The following is a 17665-nucleotide window of genomic DNA, read 5'->3' as shown; positions in this document are numbered from 1 at the left end:
TTACTGGTTTTCCTCTGGTTTCCCGGTGAGCGGAAATGGATTCAGATCTTTGTCGAATCCAGGGACATCGCGCATCTTGTCCTGCAAGCTGTCGGGCGCATAGTTGTCGGAGTCGTCGAGACCGTCGAGGTAGTCCCAATCCAGTTTGGCGAATCTCTCGCGCTGCTCGGGTGTCAGCGCGGCCTGTTCGGCATCGGACTCGGCGCGGATTCGCGCAAACACCTCAGGATCCCAACCCATCGGAGCTCGCTCTGACGATTCGTAATGAGCACGCACCTCGCCTGGCGCGATAGTGTTCTCCGGTGTCACCGGTCCGAACCCCTTGTTGAACTTCGGATTTTCATCGACGATGCGCTCGGAGTCGCTCAACGCCTCACGGGCGCGCATATCTGCCGCGATCTGCCCGTCGATCTCGTGTAATCGCTCGACGGTGATTCCCATTCGCGCCGCGGTCTGTTCGTCGATCTCCCGCTGCTTGTCCACATCAGCGTGATTCATCCACGGCGGCAGAGGTAGTGGCTCCATGAACGGCTCCTCGCTTAGAAATAGGCCGCGATCGCGGCGTCGAATTTCGGGTCGGACACGTCGACATCGCCGCTGGGCTGGTAGTTCCGGCCCCGCACATGATCGAGAAACTCGACCGGAATATCCAGCGCGTAGTTCTCCAAATAGTGGATCGAATCGACCCGCCAGATCCACTCCCCATCCGAGACCAGCGACGGCCCACTGCGGATCGATTCGGCGGTATCGAGCAGATCGGTGACATCCCCCGGCACATCGAACACCGGCGTTGCCGTCTTCATGTACTCCGCCACCAGGTTTCGATCTTCTACCCGCCGACTGGTGTGGGAGTTCTGCAACATCGGCAGCTCCTCGCGCACCTCCCCATACATCTCGCGATAAATCCCGACAGGCTTCAACCCACCAGCTGTCGCTTCGGTCACTGTGCAACCCCCGTGATGACATGACTATGGAATTCGCCCAGCCTACTGGTCGGACTGGCTGACGCGTCCTACGAGTGGTCTCTCGATAGGGTGTGATGTGAACGACACGTTCGAAGCCCAGACCTTCATCGGCGGTACCGCTACCTCACGGCCATAAACCGCCGGCCCCCGCAGTGCACATTTCTCGTGCGGTGCGGGCGCGGATCTCAGTCGTTGCGCCGCAGCTCGCCGCGGAAGATCCCGGCTTTGCGGTGCTCTCCCTCGAGGCCGATATACGGGCATCCCGTAGCTCCGGCATTCAGCTGTACCTCCGGATCACCCGGTGCGATCCACAGCAGTTTCTCGGACTCGAGCCAGGGCGCCAGGTCGAAATCGTATTCGCCTACATCGGATTCGTGTTCACCCCAGCCGAGCCATTCACCGTCGTCGCTGTAGATGTCGTAGACATTCGACCCCCAGGTGTTCTCCAGCTTGACCCCTTCGGGTCGCGGCCCGAAATAGCTGATGGTCCATCCGATGTGGGGTCCGACAGGAACCTGATTGAGCACTGCGCGTACACCCTCGTTCGCCAGAATCCGCGGAATCACGTACGGCAGACCGGGCCCCGGTTGGCACCTGAAAGGCGCAAAAGCCACCGGCTCGCTCAGCCTTGCCGCGCCGGACATGGTCAGCCAATTCTTCGGCACCGTCGGCGACCGCCGCCACGGATTCCCGGAATCCCAGTACCAGCCGTCGAAGTCGACGATGTCGATCGGATACTCCACGACCGCACCGGTTTCCGGGCAACGCGCCACCGCGATATCGGGCAGCGTCTTGGTGTATTCCTGCTTCACATCAGAGGCTCGCCGCCGGAGCGCACGCGCGGCCTCGATCTCGCGCACCCGCTCCAGCTCGACCGCTTCATCGATCAGCTGTCGGCTTTCCCGCAACAACTTGGCCCGCAAGGCGATCGACGCATTATCCAGAGCAGTCATCGGCCCTTACCCCTGCCATCCGCCGGTAATGATCCGCGTCGCGAGTTCCTTTGTCGCGTCATCGATCTCGCCGAGTCGATACCCGTGATCAATGATGTGCTGCACCAACTCCGGCTCAGGCGGCAACCCGTGCTTGCGAAGATAGTGTGGTACCGACCCAGACCAAATCCACACCCCGTCGGTTCGAAAGTTCAGCGGCATATCACGGTCGCCAGGGATGAACTCGTCCTCGTCGAAGCTGCGCGCCGCCAGCACCACGGGCGCACCCTCCAGATACGTAATGAGCTGGTCGCGCACCCAGTCCGGCAGCACCTCCCGCACCGCCATGGGCCGCCCACCGTCGTCCCGCCCGTCATAGACCCGCGCCATGCGCAGCTGATCGGATCCCTCGCCCATCGCCCGAAAGCCTCCCTGTTCCCCCGACACTGCCGCCCCGATCCTAACCAGCACTCGCAAGCCGCGCCCGTGCCGTTCTCGGTGAACTCACAGCGACGACGTGTAGCGGGGCAGGTTGATAGAACAGCCGCATTGAGATGGCGCTACGCACAATCGATGACGAGTCCCGTCATTCGGGCGAAATGAGCGTTGCGAGTTCGGCGGTCAACCGTTGGCCGAAATTGCTTGTACTACGGCTGGTTTCGGGCTGGGCTGACGGAGCCGCCAGCGTGAGCTCCACATCCCGACTCCCACCAGTCATCGGTGCGAATCTGACTGCGGGAGTGATCCTCTAGTTCTTCGACATCGGTGAAGACCATCCCCACCTCGAACTGCCGCCGCTCAGGCGAATTATCGGGCACCATTTCTTCCGCGGTCATGACCGTGTGGTTCCTCTAATTTAGATGTATAAGTCTTTCGCTCGCAGGATCTCCGTGACCCGCTTGTTGTGGGCGGCGACGCGCTCCCGTTCCTGCCGGGCCTGCTCTGGATCGTCGAAGTGCCGACGCCAGTCGTAGTTCTCGAGTCGCGTGATCGAGCCGTCCTCGCGAACCCGGCTGTGCGAGGAGGTTTCCCCGTCGTTGCTCTCCTGAAAGTAATCCAGGAGGTAGCCGGACTCGTCGTGCTCGACGCGGACGACGATCCGTTGGCGGGGCGACCCGTCTGGTGCAATCAGCCCTATTCCAATCCCCAGCGGCAGTGGATCCGGGAGTGCGGCGATGTGGGTCGTCTGCGGTGTCAGGGCCGTGACGAAGGTGTCCCGCACCGGACCTGGCACCATTTCTTCCGAGGTCATGACCGTGTAGTTCCTCTGATTCAGAGGTACAAATTCTTCGCCCGCAGGATCTCCAAGACCCGCTTGTTGTGGGCGGCAACGCGCTCCCGCTCCTGCCGGGCCTGTTCGGGATCGTCGAAGTGCCGGCGCACTAAGATGAGATTCTCCAGCGGCGTGATCGAGCCGTCCTCGCGGACCCGGTCGTGCGAGGAGGTTTCCCCGTCGTTGGTCCTTTGGAAGAAGTCCAGGAAGTAGCCGGTCTCGTCGTGCTCGGCGCGGACGACAATCCGCTCGCGGGACGACCCTTCTGGTACGAACAGCCCTATCCGGATCCCCACCGGCAGTGGATCCGGGAGTGCGGCGATGTGGGTCGTCTCCGGTGTCAGGGCTGTGACGAAGGTGTCCCGCACCGGACCTGGCACCACTTGTTCTGACGTCATGTACGTCCTCCTGGTTGTGGCTACTTGTCATGGGCCGCCGTGCTTGTCGGCCTGGTTGATCCGACGACCTGGAGTTCGATGACGTGGCCCGTCGTTCCGTCGGGCAACACATGTGGGGTCACCTTTTCAACTCGCACGACCATACCGGCCGGCAACAGCAGCTCCCGGCCAGGATTGGGTGGATCCTTGTAGTGCAAGCCGTCGGCGAAGTCGGAGATGTCGTAGGCCACGCCACCCCGGATCTTGAACAAGATGTTCTCCCCCGGCTGCTCCCACCACGTCCCGCCGACCTCACCAGCGACCGAGGTGAACGCATTCCAGTCGATGACGGCATCTTTGGTGTACTCCGTGAGGAAGCCGGTCAGCTTCCGGGGCTTGAAAGACAGCGACCGGTACAGCTCGGGCGCCGCGGCCGGGGGAAGCTTGCTCAGGGAGTCGTTGACCGCTTGCTGCAGTTCGGCGACGGAGTCGACATCCTCGTTGTCGCGTAGTCGGCGGTTGAGTTCTTCGTAGTAGAGCTTGGTCGTGTACTGGTCTATGACGAGTACATCGCCGTGGGGAATGCCGTACTGACGGGCCAGACCCTCGAGGTCGGGCAGGTAGCGCTGACGGCTGCGGTCGTTGTGGTTGTCGACGATGTACTCCACGGCGACTTCCCTACTCACGCCGAACTTCTCCAGCGCCTGGATCAGCTTGTCCGGAACGATCGCGTCGACCTCGGCGAAGGTGACGTCGCGACGCGGCACCGCGGCCGGATCGGCGTGCTCACCGCGCAGCGGCAGTCCCTCGTTGTCAATGCGCGCAGGCGGAGGACGTCGTAGGCCGATCTCGTCGGCCACCGCGCCGAAGTCGAGACCCGCCTCCGTCATCAATGCCCGGCGTTGCATGGCCGGACCGTCGTTGCGCAGGATGCCTTTGCCCTCCCGCAGCACACCCGCTTCCTCCAACTCGGCACGCAGCTTCGCCTTGGTGGCCGTGGGGTCGACACCGGGTCGGTTCAGATCATCGCGGAGCCCCTCGATGCGCTCGATGCGCTCGACATCGGCGCGGGTGAGTTCCCGTGCCGGACTGCCCGAGTCCAGTGCGTCACGGCCGCCCGTGCGGAGCCGCGCTTCGTCGCGAACCTCCTGCGCGTATGGGTCGAGGGTCGCTCGATCGCGCGTGCCGATGGGTTCGAGGTCGTTCTTGTGTTCGTCGTGTGTTCCCGGGGCGAATCCGTCGTCTGCCGCACGGGTTTTGGTGCCGTCGGGGTGGTGGGTTTCCCATTCGCCGTCGGGTGGGATGCGGGGGCGGCGGGTGCCGTCTGGGTGGGATTCCGCGGTGCTGGTGTAGAGGCGGCCTTGGGTGTCGGACCAGGCGGGTTTGGTGGGGGCCAGGACGTCTACGTCGAGGTGTGCGGCTAGGCGTGCGGCGAAGCCGTTGGTGGCGGCGTCGCAGCCGATCAGGCGGATGGGGGTTTTGCCGTCCCAGCCGGAGCGGCGCAGGAGGTCGCCGAATTCTTCGGGGGTGTAGGTGCGGTCACCGATGCGGGCGTTGCCGGTTTCGTCGATGTGGACATCGGCGGTGAAATGGTTGGGGTCCTTGGGGACTTGTTCGGCCAGGTTCGAGAGGACCTCGTCGTCCGGATGGAAGGAGACACCGGCCTCGGTTTCCTTGCCGGGACGGGCGTGCTCGCTGGACCCTGTCGCCGGGTGGGTGGTGTCGTCGACAGCCGGGGCTTCATCTGTGTGGGGCTGGGCCGGTTCCTGGTGCTGCTCGGTCTCGGGCTTCGGCGCTTGCCCCGCCCCGGGCGACCGCGGTGTGCTGTTGTCCTCGGGCAGGTTGAACGGCTTCTCGCGTGCAGACTGCGTGTCGTTCGGTTTGGGGCTTGTATCGTGCGAAAGTCCAACGGGTGTATCAGTTTCCGGGTGAGCAGGGCCGTCGACGACATGCGGAACCGGGGTCGAGGAGTCGACCAGTACCGGGCCGGCGTCCGGGCTGAATCGGATAAGCGGTTCGCCGCCGGGCCCATGGCTGTTGTTGGTCTTCTGGTAGATATCCTCGTTGACAGGCGGATCCATCTCCGGCCAATAGCGGTGCGGACCGTGCATGGCGCCCATGTTCTCGTCGACCATGCGGTTGGTGACTGCGGTGACTTCCTCGAGTGAAAGCCTGTCTCCGTTGGGCTTTCGGATGTCGAAGAGGTCGTGGTCGCCCGTCAGCGGCCGAGGTTCGCCAGTGTCCTTGTCGAAGCCGTACACCACCTTGTCCTCGACAAAGAACTCGTTCTTGTCGGCGAACTTCGCCATCTTTTCGGCGTCTCGGTTCCATTCGTTGAGACGCTCGGCGTATCGCGAACTGACTTTGTCCCACAGCTCCGGGGGTACGTCTGCCTTCGCGGGCATTTCCGGTTCGAAGAAGCCGACCAGGCCGATCTTGTCCTCGGGTGCTCCGAGGTAGACGTCGAACTCGTTGATGGACTTGGCTTTGATGGGCTTGGGTTTGGGTATCGCACCCTCTTCGAGCCAGTGCACAGCACTGGGCGTCGTGGGTCGCACGTCCATGACGTAGTTGAACTCTTCGCAGATCCGTTGGAAGGCACGCTGATTGGCCAAGGGCATGCCGCGCTGGTTGAGGAGTTCATCCTCGGTTACCGGCCGGGGGACCACATCATCGTCGTCTTGCTTGGTGTGGGTGTTCTCGTCGGTAGTTAGCTGGTGCGCGGGTGTTTCGGCCTGCGGGTCATGACCCGTAGGTTGGTCGCGCTGCTCCGAAACGGGTTGCGCCTGCCTGTCCGCGTGCGGTTGCTGATGCTCTGCGTCACCGGAAGGCGCACGGGGAGGGTGGGTTTCGGTCCCGCAATCCTCGGTCGCTCGGGGTTGTTCCTCGTCATTCCGAATCGGTGCTTCATCGGGGCGCCGCCGCTGCTCGATATCTCGTGCGGGCTGCTGGTCGGCCGGAGGATCCTGTGGAGGGCCTTGTTCTGGGTGTGGTTCGTCGATCGGGTGTGTGTCGATCGTGTGTGTATTGATGTCGCGCGGCCGCGACGGTTCGGTTTTGTCGTTCAGCGGCTGCGTCGCTCGATCTTCGGGCGGTGCCGGGCGCGTGGATGTGGGTTCTTCCTCCGACACCAGGTCCTCCGGCACTTCGGAGATGATGGGTGCATCCGGGGTCGGCTCAGTCGACTCAGCCGCGGTTCTTTCCTCAGTGGTCCGATCCGACAGGGGAGCTGTTTCGTCGCCGGCCTTCTCGTTGCCGAGGATGTCCCAGTTCTCGCGGGGATCTTCCTCGTACTTTGGGAGCCTTCCATCAGGCTGGTCGGTCGGCTTGTGGACGGTGGGCTCGAGTGTGGTGCCGTCGGCCTCGGTCGGATGGAAGGTCCGCCATTCGGTGGCGTTGTGGAGGATCGCAGGTGAATCGGGCACTGCGCGGACGCCGACCAGATCCGACGGCGCGCGCACAGGGACGCCGAGTTCGTTGGCGACGTGCTGGGCCCAGCCGATGTCGTTGCCGCTGTGGCACGAGAGCAGCCGGATGGGAGTGCCTTCGACGTAATTGGGATTGTTGCGGATAGCCTCGACGACCCGCTGTGGGTCGACCTCGAAATTGTCGTCGGTAGTGGGCTTTCCGAATCGGTCGCCGTGTACGACAACGTCGTGCTCACCCTCGTTGCGGACATTGTCGTACACGCGCTGGACTTCGGGGGAGTCGCCGAGGGCGGTGCGGTCGGTGCCGTGACGGATCGGCAGTTCCTCGGATGGATGAGCATCGCCACCCAGCGATGAAGAGTGATCGCCCGGCAGCCCCTCGTGCCCGGTGTGATCGGCCGGTGTCTCGTGGATCGGGGCGTGTTCGGAGGACTCGTACAGGTAGATCCGGGTGATACCGAACAGGCCCGCATTCGGGTCTTTGACCACGCCGCGCACCTCGAAAGTGGTGCCCGGCTTGAATAGCACCTCCTTTTCGCCCGGCCGTGCAGAGATGGCGCTGATATCGCGGCCAGTTTCCGAGTGCACGATGAATTCGACATTGCTGGCGAAGATTCGGCGCGGATCCCGTGAAGTGCTGGTGAATGAAGGCTCGGTGACTCTCGCTCCGGGAACGTAGCGAGCGAGCTGCTCTGGCTTGAGATGCGTTCCACGCCAGACGGTTCCATCGTAGGCTGGCAGCTTCTCGAGTCCCGACGCCATATCGGCGACAAGTTTCTGCTGTTCTGGGTCGAGTTCGAGCCCGCTGCGGAGGCGGTGGTTCAGATCGCTGTAGACGTCCGCGTCCGGATCGGTGTAGCGATGCACGGCGTTATGCTCGTCGGGGGAGGGCTCCGCCGCTGGTTCAGTGTCCGGAATCTCGCTGTGCGCCTGTGCATCAGGACCATCCTGGTGCGGTTTGTCCCCCGGATGTTCGTTGTTCGACTGCTCGCTTGGCTCGTACTCCGATGGGTCTGTGTGAGGCTCGACATGAGCTTCAGCATGATCCTCCGGATGAGGCAGCAGGTGCTCGCCGTTTTGCACGATGGAGTGTGCGGGCGTGGTCTCGTGGGCGGGGGTATGTGACTCGTCGACCGGGGGAAGGAGGGCAGTGTGATTGTCGGCTAGATACTTTGCGAGATTCGCATCGTGAGCGGACAGCAGTCGCCAGGCGGCATCGGTGGTTTCCGGATTGCGCAGGCCCGCCTCGTCGAGCTGATGTACGAAACTGCCGCGTAGATCCGGCACTTCGTGGGCGCGGGCCGGATCCCACAGCGCCTCTACGAGTTTCGCAATAGCCTCGCGCATCCTTGGGGAGTACTCGTTCGGATGGGTGTTCGCCGGCTGCGGGTACTGGCTTTGCAGGTCGGGTGCCGCGGCAGTTTCAAGGGGGCGTTCGGACGTCGACTCATACGGTTTTGCCGGTGTCGCTGAATCCGAGAGCTCGAGCGAAAGGCTTTTATCGTGGTGGTCGTTGACGTATTCCCCGGGGAAAGGTTGATCCGTTTCCCGGTCACGCAGTGTCGGAGCCGAATCCGATTCGATGTGGTCCAGCGGTCGTGGTGAATCTGTGATTTCCTCCCACTTAATGCGCAGAGTTCCGTCGTCGCTCATTCGCCGGTCGAGCACACGGAACTGCCGTCCATCCGAAATAAGAACCTCTGCCTCACCACGATTTTCGAGGGGCTGCAGGAACGAGATGTCCTTTCCGGTAGCCGACACGATTGTCAACTCTACGTTCGGGTTCCATTTGAACTTGGTCTTGGAGGTCGACACGAATCCGGGGTCTTCGACCTTCGCACCGGGGTGGTTGTCGTACCAGAATCTTTCCAAGTCCTTCGGCGAGAGCATCAGCGATCTCTTGACCGGGCCGGCATGGTCCGGGAGTTTGTCCAGACCACTGCGGATCAGATCGATGGTCTCCGGGGAGACCGTGTGAAGTTCTTCGCCGAATCGCAAATGGCGGTTGATCTCGTTATACGCATCGCCAGCGTAATCGTTGAGGGCGTTGCGTTCAGGATGTGGTAGCTGATCACACGCGGCCTTGGCGGCTTGTTCTTCCGACGTCAGCTCTGGTTCGTTCGAGTGATGACCTTGTTCGTCCGAAGCAGGATGCGACGGGTGTGAATCCGGTTGAGGTTGTTCGCCGTTTGGCTGGACCGGGGCATGGTGATTGTCAGGTTCGCCGGTTCGGCCGGGCGTATTCGCGCTGGGGCGAGTGTCCTCATTGTGTGGTGAGTCGATGTGATTCTTCGGGTTTCGGAGATTCTCGGCAGGGTCGATACCTGCACGAATCTCCTGATGGGCAGTGGTCGATCGGGATTCTGGCCGATCGCCGACCGGGGTGCGGTCGGCGTGCTCGTCAGCAGGGTCTTGGCTTATAGCTCGGTGGTAATCCGCATCGTCGCCAGTGTCGGCAGCGGGATGAGATTCGTTGAATCGCTCCACGAATGCCTTCTTGTCGGCAGCCGTCGGTCCGCTGTCGGCGTATTCGCGCCATACACGTGCGGTCTCGTGCTCATCGAGCCTGGATTGCTCAAGCAGCTTTGTCAGGTCCCGAACCTGTCCCTTGTCGCCCCGCCTGACGAAGGAGTCCAATACTTGGTTCAGTTTTGGATCAACGGCCTCGCCACCTTCGATCCATTCCCGCACTCGATCGACGCAATTGTCGAAGCCGCCCTGCAGTTCGCCATGTGGCTCGATGCCATTGGCTCGCAGCTCGGCGATGTGGTGAGCTATCTGCACGACCGGTACAAGCGAAATTCTTTTCGCCGCCTCGCGAACCAGTGGATCGGCGAAGCGATCGGCGACGGTGGCGGGGTTCAATCCTTCGAGCGGATCCGACTCGTATCGTTGGAGGTTCTGCGCCGGGAGGCCGTCCGAACCGATCCCTTTCGGGCTGCCGAGCGGCCCGTGCATGATCTCCTCGATCGTTCCCAGCGCATCCTGGTGTGAGAACGTGAGGTCGCGATCAGCGGGCAATTGCCGGACTGGGAGTCCGCCATTACCTTCGTCGACACCGAGGTCGAGCGCATACCCGATCTTGTTGCCCACATGCACATCCGCCGGCGAGGCGGAATAGAACATGTAGTGGCCTTCGAAACCAGTCTCGGGGTATATAGCGTTCAGGAGCTCCTGAACGGTTCCTTTGTAACTCGTATCGACGAGGGCGATTTCGCTACCTGGTTCGCCCATCGGAATGCCGAGATCATGGAAGTACTCGGTGAGCCGGAAATAGGCGTCGTCAATCGCGGTGGGATCGACTTTTCCTGCGGCATTTCGGAATCCGCTGATTTCTGGGAAGTCGCATCCTGCGTTGTTCTCCAGATCCTGGACAGCCGTTTCCACTACGGCCCGTGACAAGGTCACCTCGTGCCCATGATCCTGGACGAACTGCGGATCGAGGTGAGTCATGGCGAGGCCGAGGCTGTGCCCATCCCGCCCCACGAAGACAACCTTCAGGTTCGGGTTTTCCGCAACCTGCGCCTTCAAGTTCGTCAGCATATCGTCGGCGACCTTGACGATGAACGGGGCGATATGGTCGCGGGACACCTGGTACATGTCTTCGAGCGCGTGCTGTTGCTCGGGGTCGGTGATGTCCATCCAGTCGGCCAGACTATCGATGGCCATCGCTCCGTCGTTTTGCTCGACGATCGATGCAGGATTCTCCAGCGTCGCCAGTGCCTGGTCGATGTGCGTGTCGACGGCGGCAGGAGTCTCGCTCGGGTGGGTGTGAGGCGGACTCTCACGGTTCGGGTGTTCGGGCGAGATAACTTGGCGTACAGGGCTTTCTGGTGATGGACCGGCGGAATAGCCGGGACCGCTCGGGCGCGCCCCCTGGTTGTCTGGAGTGTCCGGCGAAATATTGCGGTGCGTGGGACCTTTCGTACCTAGCTCCGGGTTGTTGTCGCCCAATCCTTTAACAGGTACGACGAAACCGCGGTCGTTCAGCGGTCCGCCCTTCGGATACTCGCCCGCCGGAACGTCGAGGATTCCTTCGTTGGTGAAGAAGCGGACCTGTCCGTCGCGGCTCACTACCGCCTCGATATGTGGACTGTGCTTGTAGTCGAGGTCCTTATGCATGCTGTTCGTGAACCTGCCGAAGCGGCGTTCCTCCTCGGAAGGTGGTCCGGGGAGCCGGTCTTCGGGATGGGTGTGCAACACGAAGTGATACTCGCCGCGCAGGTCGCGTGGAATCGCGCTACTGGTCTGATCACCGCGGAATAGGCGCAGGTCGCCCTTCGCGTTCTGCACGACGGCGTGTTCGACGCCCGAGAACTGTTGCAGCTCGGCGAGATGGCCGACATTCACCTCACCCGGACGAAGCGGAATATGGTCGGCGTCGGCGAGTGAATTCACCAGATGTTTCACCTTCGGCGAGAGTTCGTCGAAGGTGATCAGCCCGCCGGGCATCCGGGAGTTGGCCTTGTGGTGCGTGGCCATGTCGCGTGTGTCGTCCCCAGTTGGGTCGGTGTCCACACGTGTTGTCTCGGATACGGGCCTTTCGACCGCAGGCGGTGTCTCGTCGGGATTATGTGGGGCACCGCCGGTTCGAGCGTCGCGGACCATGGTTTCGGCGTATGGCTCGTCGCGGATCTTCGTGACCTGTTGCGGATGGCCGGTTTTGCCGTCCGGGGAGACTGACGACGTCTGCTCCGGCTGGATTTCGGCGACAGGATCTTCCCGATCTTGCCGTGCAGGCGAGGCCTCGGGATCGCCGCCCGCGCTCGTGCCGGGAGCGACATCTACTTCGTTCGCAGACCGGATGGGCTCGGATTCGTCGGGAGATGCGCCGATTTTGGGAGCGTCGGTCGTGGGTTCGGCTGTGCGCGAGCGATTCTCGTCGTCGTTCTTCGTCGGTTCGAGCTCGGTATCTCGGTTCTGAGGCTCCTCGGGCGACTCGGTGTCGAGGGAGCGCTCCTGCGGCTCAGGAACTGATTCCTCACGGGGGTGGTCCGGTTCATACTCGGGGCCACGGTCTTCCGGGTCCTTGTGTGCGGAACCGTCGGGGTTGGTCTCGTCCGGTCGCGACGTCCGCCCATAGCGGTTCGGTTCGTCGGGGTCTGGCGTGGTGTGTGGTTCCTCGATGTCTAGCTTTGTCTCGGAGGGGTGCAGTTCCGGCTTGGGCGCGGCCGCATCTGGCTCGGGACCGGAACGGTCGGGATGGTCCTCGTTCTCTGGAAGACCTTCGGGCCGTGCAGATTTCGAGGTGGCCTGTTCGGGTGCGTACGGGCCGTTCGGGCGGGGGATGATGTCCTCGGGGATACGAGTGAACCCGTTCGGGGCGATGCTATGTTGGTTGGCGCTATCCAGGAGATGCCAGTACAGGACCTTGGCTGGTTCGGTCGCGGCTTGGCCGTTGTATTCAACATCGGTGAACGCCTCGGCCAGTGCCTCACCGGCATTGAATCGGCCGTCTTCGTTGAAGCTGTAGTCGCTGAGTTGGTTGACCCATTCTGTGAACCCCGCGTCCATTCCGCCGCGGGTGGTCTCGTAGTAATCGCGCAGTGCCGTGTGGGCGGTCACGCCGGAGCGCTGCTGTCCCTCGAAGTAGATGGCGTGGGCGAATTCGTGAACGAGCGTTGAATGGATCGGCCGGTTGCTGGAAGCGGGTACCAAGTGGCCGTCCGCTTCGTCGTCGGCGACGTCACGGGTCATTGCCTCGGGATCGAGGGCATGGAGTTCGTTCAGGACGAGCTTGTCGGTGTGCGCCCGTCCGTCGGGGGTTATCTGCCGAACGGCTTCGGCGTAGTACTCCTCGGACATCGGCTCGATTACGAGCCTGGGCAGGTCCACGTCCGGGTAGCGGGTCAGCATGTCGTCGACGGCGCGGGCAAATTCGCGCACCACCTCCGGCTGCAGGTTCGGGTGGTCGAAACCGACCGTTTCGACTCCCCAGCGTCGGACCAGCTCGTCGGAGATCTCTTGGGGACTCATCCGCGACCAGTCGTCGTCGGGGCGCGGCGACCAATCACCTTCAGCAGGATGAGTTTCGGCGGGAAGGCCGTCAGCGGGATGAGTTTCTACGGGCTCCGGCGCAGACGAATGGGGTTCCCGCGGAAGTCCCGAAGGACGATGGTTTGGATCCTGCTCCAGCCGAATCTCGGCCAGCTCATATGCGACCGCGCGGGCGACGTCCTCGGTGCGGGCGCGGTCGGAGACGGTGATGCGATAGCCGGATTCGTCGGGGGCTCGGTGGAATTCGGCCACCGCATCGGGATGGCTCAACGTTCCGACGTCTACGTGGACCTCGAGTTCTCTACCGGTCAGCTCGTTGTGAACGAGGAAGCGCTGCGCCTCCGGATCCCAACGGACAGCGGGAGATCCGGCGTCGGGGTTCCCATCGGGACCGTGCTCGGGGAGTATACCGTCGAGGTTCTCTTCGATTTGGTTCAGCAGTTCGTCGCGTGTGAGGTCGGCTCGATCATGCGGGCGCGCATCGCCGCGGAAATCTCCGACGTCGTCTGCGGCGGCCCGGGGTTGACCGTTGCGGCGAGGGCCGTCCTCGGCGTTCCGACTCGGCGCAGCTCGGGGACCTTCGTTGGGCTCGACATAGGGGAGCGGGGCCACAGGCTGGTCCAACGCCGGATCGTTGTCACGCCGATCCGTATCCGCTGCAATGTCTTTCGAGACCCTCTCCGGGGTACGGGTATTCGTTTCCGGCTTCGTGGTCGTGGTGTTCGGACGGTTGTGATCCCGGTCAGCAGGCGGCTCGGTGCGCGGTGCATCGTCGCCGAGAGTCTGTCGAGTGGGTGGGGTACCGTCGGTCCGCTGGTCGGGGCGCACGCCCTCGGGTGCGGGCGCCGCGTCCTGTCGAGCCAACGCGACGTCGTTGGCGCGTGCCGTCGGCGGTTGGGTGGCGGCTCCGGAGTGAGTCGGACGCAGCTCGGCTTCCGGGGCGGCGATCTGAGCCCCTGGCGCGCGAACCTCCGGTGCCCGGGCCACCGGCCCCTGCGCGGGCTTGTCCTGGGCGCTCGCAACGAAATTCGCCTTCTGATCGGCGGGTGCGGCGTTGGCGACACGCGCCGAATTGTCTGCTGCCGGACGTGCTCCGCTGTCGGACGGTTTGGTTCCGGCGTCGGCTGGTTTCGCAGCCTCCGCATTCGGCCGGTTCGCTTCGCCGGCACCATTGCGAGCCTCCGCATTCTGACCGCCTCGATGCTCCGATGCATTCGCGAGGCCGTTGTTCGGAAGTTTCTCCTGCCCAGGTAAATTCGACCGTGGCCCACCACCCTGCTGAGCGGCGTCACCGGCCTGCGGATGCGCAAACTGCTCGTCGGAAGGCTTCTGATGCGTGGCCAGCGCCTGCGGTCCATCTACCTTGGTCACGGCGGCCGACTCGACGGGAGCCTGTTTCGCGATGGCGTCGACGTCGGCGGCCTTGTCGACGTGGGCCTGTTCCTCCAACCCGTGGTGACTGCCACCCATGGTGCCCATCGCCAATCCGCCGATGAGCAGCTGCGGGCTGAAACTTTTGTTGACCTTGTTCCAGTCGCCGTTGTTATCATAGAGCTGGGTGGCGAGGCCCGCGCCGTACATGCCGGTGGCACCCGCGACGCCACTGGCTCCTCCGGTTATCGTCCCGCCCAACCATTTCGGGAGCTCTTTGGCCGGATCCTTCAGGGCACGGTTCATCAGGCTGCGGCCGGCAAGCTCGCCGGTAGGTCCACCAAGCAGGCCACCCGCGCCCCACTGAAGACTGGTTTGGAACGTCTGCTTCAGATTGAAGCCGTCGTCACGGTGACCTTCCATGATCTGAACGATCTGGGTACCCGCATCGAGGCCGGCACCCATCAGGCCCCCGTGTACGCCGCCTTTCAGCGCAGCGACCGGATAGCGGACCATTGGTCCGCTATCGGCAATGGTCTTGTTCAGCGCAGCCCATTTGTCGCCCGCAGCTGTCAGCTTCTCACCGATCGGAGCGAGCCTCTCGCCCAGAGGAGCGATTCGCTCACCGATCGGGACGATGATTTCGCGAACCAGCGGCGCCGCCAGGGTTTTCAGACCCGACTCTGCCATGATCTCGCCGATTCGTGCGGAAACCTCCGCGGCGAATTTGGCGAGGACCCCGCGCGCCGCCAGGAGATAGCCGGGGACTGCGGTTGACCCGATCAAGGACGACATCAGCGAGATGACCGTCCAGAGCGTCATGACCGCGAAGATCTCCGCCTGAATCTTCGCGAACTCGATTTCCGTTGCGGTGGAACGCGCGTCGTGGCCGAGGCCTTGCAGGCCCTCGATCAGCTTCTGTATGGAGTGCTCGCCGCCGTCGAAGAGCGTTGCGAATTCGGTGGTTGCGGCGGTCGCGCCGTCTCCGGTGTAGTACTGCGGAACCCGGTCTGTGGTGCTCTTGAGCGTCGGCTCGAGCTTTTCGAGCTCGGCTGCCGCGTGTTTCCAGGCATCACCGAGCGCGAACAGCTCGTCCTGATCGCCCTTCGGGTAAGCCATCCCGAAGTTGAGTCCCGTCATCAGCCAGCTGGGGAAGAAGTCCCCGACTGCCGTAGTCCACCCCATGCGTGAGCCCGCGTGTCGCTAGCTCACCACCCCGGTGCGGCGATTGTGGATCGGCTGGATTTGTCGTGATCCCATTCCTCGACATTGGTAAAGCGCACAGCCTCTTCCGGTTCCGGCGCAGTGCGCTCCGGTGAGCCGGGTGGCGCGGTCGAGACCGTCGGCGGGGTCGGCATCATGGCCTGAATGTCTGGCATGTCGGGGAAGAATTCCGACAGCGCCGGGATGCGCGACTGTTCTTCCAGTGCAGCTTCCTGGATTTTCTGCGCCTTCTGCTGCACCTGAGCGGCCGCGTCCTGGGTAGCAGCGGTCACGGCGGCAGCGATCTCGGAGTACGTGAGATCGTCTATGTCATCGGAGAATTCGGTCTTGATGACGATGCAATCAGCGTTCACCGTGATTGTGACACGTCGGCTCGCGGCCTGCGCGGTCGCGGTGAGCTGGGCACGTTCCTCCTGCGCGCGAGCAACGGATGCGATGCCGCCCTGAACCAGATCTACCAGTTCGGCCAGGCGCCCCTTCGCGGCCTCGTTCGCCATGTACTTCTCCTCCCCAGCCCACGAAGCGACCGCGACAAGCGCCGCGCCCGTGGGCTTTACATCCGGTTAGCTGGAACGGAAGCCGTCGGTGTTGTTCTGTTCGGCCCGCTCGAGGGTGTTCGCGCCGTCGCTCAGGCCACCCGAGTACTGCCGCAACCGAGCCGACATCGATGTGAGTACGTTCTCCAGGGCCGGACGACGCACCTTATAGCCATTGTCGCCGCCCTCGAACTGGTCACCGTATTCGTCGTGACCCCAGCAGCCTTCGTAGCCCGATGCGGCCGCATCGAGAGCGGTCCTGATGGCGTCGAGCGAGCTTGCACCGCTGTCGAGATCGATTGCTGTTGAACGTAACCCCGCGATCTCGACCTTTACGAGTTCGGCCATGGTCAACCCCCCGGTAACGATGATTGGAGCAAATTCCCGATGATCATATACGCCGCGTGGTATCGATGGCGACGTCAATACCCCCAATGGCTTTGCGCCTATTCGGATGTCACGACCCCGGCCAACATGAGCTGGTAGTACGCATTGTGCGTGTCGTCTGCTTTGCCACCGAGAATCGGCCCGGCGAACGACCGCGTCAGGGTGCCTGCCTCGGCCGCGGTCACCAGGTCCACTGCCGCGTCTACAGAAACTCGGGCATTGAGCTGGTTGATCGCATCGGCAGCGCTCCGACTGCTCCAAACACCCGGCAAAGCCGGACTCAGTTCGGTCGCGGCCGGCGACTCACCGCAATGCCACGCCGTGCCGTCCCACCAGTAGCAAAATGACAGCAGTCCGTTCGCCGCACGGGGATTCAGCACGGGATCGGCAACCCAGTCCGGCGCGCCTCGATACAGCTGCGGCATGGCGACGCCGTCGTTATAGGCCGCGTCGAGCCTCGGATCGTTCCACAGTCCGCCCGAGAGAACTGCCCGTCCCCCCGGGAGCACGTGCAGGGTCGACCCGCTGCGCGAGATTCCCTCGAACCAGCCGAGCGCTGTCGTGGTCCGAGGTCCTAGCGGTGAGTCCGCTGCCACGAAGGCGGCGGCGATCGCGGCCCAGCGCGCCCACATCAAAGGCAGCGCGGGAAGGTCGGTTTCGGCCCGTGGCGCGAACACGCCATCGCTCGCCCGAGAGTGCGCGGCATTGCCCGGCGTACGGACTTGCCGGTCCGCATGGCCGACGTAGGCGGCCAACCACACCGGAAGCCGTGTGCGCGGATATGTCTGAAGATCCGCGAGGTACGCCTGCGGTGGAAACAACTGGTGATCAGGGAAAGGATCTGTGCCGTAGTCGTATTCGATCTGTACCGAACCTCTACTAGTGGCCGAAGCCAGAAAGCGCCACCACGGACCCTCGGCCGACTCGGCCGATCGATGCCGAAGTTCCCGCAGCAACTCGACCATTCGTGCCGACAACGGTACCGGCGCTGAATGCTGCGCATCCGACACGATCACCTGCGCCGTCTCGTCACTGACGGTCATGGCGACCGCCGCATCCAGCCGATCCCACCCCTCCGGCAGCAGCGCAAGAAGCTCCCCGATGACCCGCTCGGCCAAATTGCCCGGTTCAGTTGATCGATCCGAACCTGCACGTCGATGAGGGGCGAACCCGAT

10 protein-coding genes are annotated in these 17665 nt (G+C 63.2%); all 10 read right to left on the bottom strand.

Features of this window, described 5'->3' with window-relative positions:
• The 10 genes from JWN03_RS18425 to JWN03_RS18380 all read right to left on the bottom strand — a co-directional run bounded on the left by JWN03_RS18425 (window position 1) and on the right by JWN03_RS18380 (window position 17608).
• Window positions 1-525: a hypothetical protein gene (locus tag JWN03_RS18425; protein WP_297616164.1), complete on the bottom strand. Its 525-nt coding sequence runs from the start codon at window positions 523-525 to the stop codon at window positions 1-3.
• A gap of 14 nt (window positions 526-539) precedes the next feature.
• Window positions 540-863 carry a hypothetical protein gene (locus tag JWN03_RS18420; protein ID WP_297616161.1) on the bottom strand — a complete coding sequence of 108 codons (324 nt, stop codon included), beginning with the start codon at window positions 861-863 and terminating at the stop codon, window positions 540-542.
• A 287-nt stretch (window positions 864-1150) separates the two neighbouring features.
• Complete coding sequence (locus JWN03_RS18415) at window positions 1151-1918, bottom strand: hypothetical protein (protein WP_297616160.1); 768 nt, start codon at window positions 1916-1918, stop codon at window positions 1151-1153.
• Window positions 1919-1924: 6 nt separating this feature from the next.
• Window positions 1925-2314, bottom strand: coding sequence for a hypothetical protein (locus JWN03_RS18410; protein ID WP_297616158.1), 390 nt, complete (start codon window positions 2312-2314; stop codon window positions 1925-1927).
• 439 nt (window positions 2315-2753) lie between these two features.
• On the bottom strand, window positions 2754-3149 hold the full coding sequence (locus tag JWN03_RS18405; protein WP_297616156.1) for a hypothetical protein: 396 nt from the start codon (window positions 3147-3149) through the stop codon (window positions 2754-2756).
• A gap of 20 nt (window positions 3150-3169) precedes the next feature.
• Complete coding sequence (locus JWN03_RS18400) at window positions 3170-3568, bottom strand: hypothetical protein (protein ID WP_297616154.1); 399 nt, start codon at window positions 3566-3568, stop codon at window positions 3170-3172.
• Between the two features lie 20 nt (window positions 3569-3588).
• Entirely contained in the window at window positions 3589-15528 is an 11940-nt protein-coding gene (locus JWN03_RS18395) for an ADP-ribosyltransferase (RefSeq protein WP_297616152.1), read from the bottom strand.
• Between the two features lie 23 nt (window positions 15529-15551).
• Complete coding sequence (locus JWN03_RS18390) at window positions 15552-16064, bottom strand: YbaB/EbfC family nucleoid-associated protein (RefSeq protein WP_297616150.1); 513 nt, start codon at window positions 16062-16064, stop codon at window positions 15552-15554.
• A gap of 66 nt (window positions 16065-16130) precedes the next feature.
• A complete protein-coding gene (locus tag JWN03_RS18385) occupies window positions 16131-16451 on the bottom strand; it encodes a hypothetical protein (RefSeq protein WP_297616148.1) in 321 nt (106 codons plus the stop codon).
• A gap of 98 nt (window positions 16452-16549) precedes the next feature.
• Window positions 16550-17608: a hypothetical protein gene (locus tag JWN03_RS18380; protein ID WP_297616146.1), complete on the bottom strand. Its 1059-nt coding sequence runs from the start codon at window positions 17606-17608 to the stop codon at window positions 16550-16552.
• Between the last annotated feature and the right edge of the window lie 57 nt (window positions 17609-17665).

Origin of the sequence: Nocardia sp. (assembly GCF_025465275.1) — a bacterium.
Classification (GTDB): Bacteria; Actinomycetota; Actinomycetes; order Mycobacteriales; family Mycobacteriaceae; genus Nocardia.
The sequence above is the reverse complement of the archived record's forward strand: the minus strand, read 5'-3'. Positions and strand labels throughout refer to the sequence as shown.

Excerpts from the sequence above, each read along its gene's own strand:
- JWN03_RS18415 (WP_297616160.1), bottom strand. The coding sequence starts at position 1,918 with ATGACTGCTCTGGATAATGCGTCGATCGCCTTGCGGGCCAAGTTGTTG.
- JWN03_RS18400 (WP_297616154.1), bottom strand. The coding sequence starts at position 3,568 with ATGACGTCAGAACAAGTGGTGCCAGGTCCGGTGCGGGACACCTTCGTC.
- JWN03_RS18390 (WP_297616150.1), bottom strand. The coding sequence starts at position 16,064 with ATGGCGAACGAGGCCGCGAAGGGGCGCCTGGCCGAACTGGTAGATCTG.
- JWN03_RS18425 (WP_297616164.1), bottom strand. The coding sequence starts at position 525 with ATGGAGCCACTACCTCTGCCGCCGTGGATGAATCACGCTGATGTGGAC.
- JWN03_RS18395 (WP_297616152.1), bottom strand. The coding sequence starts at position 15,528 with ATGGGGTGGACTACGGCAGTCGGGGACTTCTTCCCCAGCTGGCTGATG.
- JWN03_RS18410 (WP_297616158.1), bottom strand. The coding sequence starts at position 2,314 with ATGGGCGAGGGATCCGATCAGCTGCGCATGGCGCGGGTCTATGACGGG.
- JWN03_RS18420 (WP_297616161.1), bottom strand. The coding sequence starts at position 863 with ATGTTGCAGAACTCCCACACCAGTCGGCGGGTAGAAGATCGAAACCTG.
- JWN03_RS18385 (WP_297616148.1), bottom strand. The coding sequence starts at position 16,451 with ATGGCCGAACTCGTAAAGGTCGAGATCGCGGGGTTACGTTCAACAGCA.
- JWN03_RS18405 (WP_297616156.1), bottom strand. The coding sequence starts at position 3,149 with ATGACCTCGGAAGAAATGGTGCCAGGTCCGGTGCGGGACACCTTCGTC.